Here is a 2,110-nt window from a genome sequence, read left to right on the forward strand (position 1 = left end):
TTTGTCTTCTGAAATATCTTCTATCATTCTATCTATTATATATATCGGTTTTTAAGAGGGTTAAACTTTAGATTTTTTTTTTGGAAATTCAATTCCTATTGCAAGGTAGCGGAAAATGGGAATTTATGGGCAATGGCAATCCGTCAAACGGACACAGGGTTATGATAATTTTTTTGATTAACCGGATAACCTGCTTATTTAACATCCTGTTCATCTTGTAAATCCTGTCTGAATAGTTACAAAGTAAATACACTTAAGACAAAGGATTACATCTTTGGGCTTTTTGTTTTCTTTGTGTCATTTTTAGAGAAAATTTTTCTTGCAAAGATTTTTTAGAGGATAGTATAATGTTTTGAAAAGATGAGTGAGGCATTAAGATATTTAAACAATGCAAAGGAGATATTAAAAAATGCTCCAATTGAAGGCAACAATTATACGGATGTTAAGTATGTTCAAGAGGCTTGTGGCACAGCATATCTTGCCATTTTAAAGGCAATAGATGAATATTTACTAAAGCAAGGGCTTTTAAAAAAGGAGCTTCCCAAGTCAGAAAAGGCTTACACAATAGCATTAAGGAAATATCTCTCTATCCATAATGGAAAGCTCTTTAAGGAGTTTGGGTATCTATATGATGAACTCCATATAGCAGGCTATTATAGAGGGCTTCTTCACAATGTGGATAGGGTTAAAGATGTTTTAAAATCCACAAAGGATTTTATAGAAAAGATTGAGTAAATAAAATCCCTTCACCGACCAGCCCTTTTACCCACCAAGTTTTTAACTTGCCTTTTTGATTAACCGCGATATATAATGGGGTTTATGAAAAGGAAAAACAAAAAGGCAAAGGATAAAAAAAGGTTTTGGATAATCATTGGATGTAATTTCTTACTAATCCTTGGGTTTTTTCTTTATAAAAGCCTTTCTTTTTCTATTTGGAAGGTCTTTTTTCTTATCTTTTTGATAAGCACATTTGTCTTTCTTAATGTGCAATTATTTAATTTAAACAAAGACATTCCAAAGATTGCAACTTGGCTTATTCTTTTTTTCCTAACATCCATTTATATTGCTGTTTATTCCTATCTTTCCATAATCCAATACAATGGATTCTTTACAGGCCATTGGGATTTGGCTGGATTTGACCAGGCTATGTGGAATACAATAAATGGAAAAATCCTTGATACAACAATGTATGGCCATAACTTCCTTGGTGAGCATTTCTCACCGATGCTTCTTATCCTTGTCCCATTCTATTATCTATGGCAAGACCCAAGGATGCTCCTTTTCTTACAAAGTCTATTCCTTGGATTAGGAGCAATCCCTATATTTCTTATTGCAAGGGATAAGCTAAAGCATAATCTATTAAGCCTATCATTTTCCTTTGCCTATCTTTTACATCCATTCCTATCAAGGATAAATTTAACTGAATTCCATGAAATATGCCTTGCCCCATTTTTCCTTTTATTTACATTCTATTTCTTGCAAAGAAGAATATGGGTTTTATACTTTATCTTCCTATTTTTCTCTTTAATGGTAAAAGAGGATGTTTCCTTAATAATAACAGCATTAGGGATTTATATCTTCTTTAAGCAGAACAAAAAGATTGGCATTATTACATTTATCATTGGAATATTCTGGGCATATTTTTCTGTCTCTGTTTTAATCCCCTATATCAGAAAGGCAACCGAAACAGGAGCAGGAGAGACAGCCTATGGCTATTTTGGAAGGCTAAACCTTGGAGAAAGCCCATCTGAAATATTAAAAAACCTCATCTTAAAACCACAAAATACCCTGAAGATGCTTTTTTCTCCATTTAATGAAAAGCTTGCTACAATTATCTTGCTTGTCCTTCCTTGTGGCTTTCTTTCCATATTAAGCCCTGTGTTATTGATTGCCTCTCTTGAAATTATCCTTCATTTTATGGCTCCTTGGGATCGCCAATATCTTCTTTTATTTCACTATTCTGCTCCAATTCTGCCTTTTGTTATAATTTCTGCTATTTATGGGATTTTTGAGATAATAAAAAGAATAAAAGCTCAAAAAGGCTTATTTTTGGGATCAATCCTTTATATAATAAATGCTTCCTTCATTTCACATTATTATTTTAGTAGCA

General features: G+C 32.6%; 2 protein-coding genes. Both read left to right on the forward strand.

Features of this window, described 5'->3' with window-relative positions; translation table 11 throughout:
- Positions 1-360: 360 nt before the first annotated feature.
- Positions 361-735, forward strand: coding sequence for a DUF5618 family protein (locus tag AB1630_12680; GenBank protein MEW6104645.1), 375 nt, complete (start codon positions 361-363; stop codon positions 733-735).
- A gap of 84 nt (positions 736-819) precedes the next feature.
- The coding region (locus tag AB1630_12685) for a DUF2079 domain-containing protein (protein MEW6104646.1) at positions 820-2,110 on the forward strand (1,291 nt) is incomplete at its 3' end.

The sequence above is a fragment of the bacterium genome, assembly GCA_040753555.1.
Classification (GTDB): domain Bacteria; phylum UBA9089; class UBA9088; order UBA9088; family UBA9088; genus JBFLYE01.

What these genes read in the sequence shown, in the direction of transcription:
- AB1630_12680 (MEW6104645.1), top strand. Translation starts at nt 361, where the DNA reads ATGAGTGAGGCATTAAGATATTTAAACAATGCAAAGGAGATATTAAAA.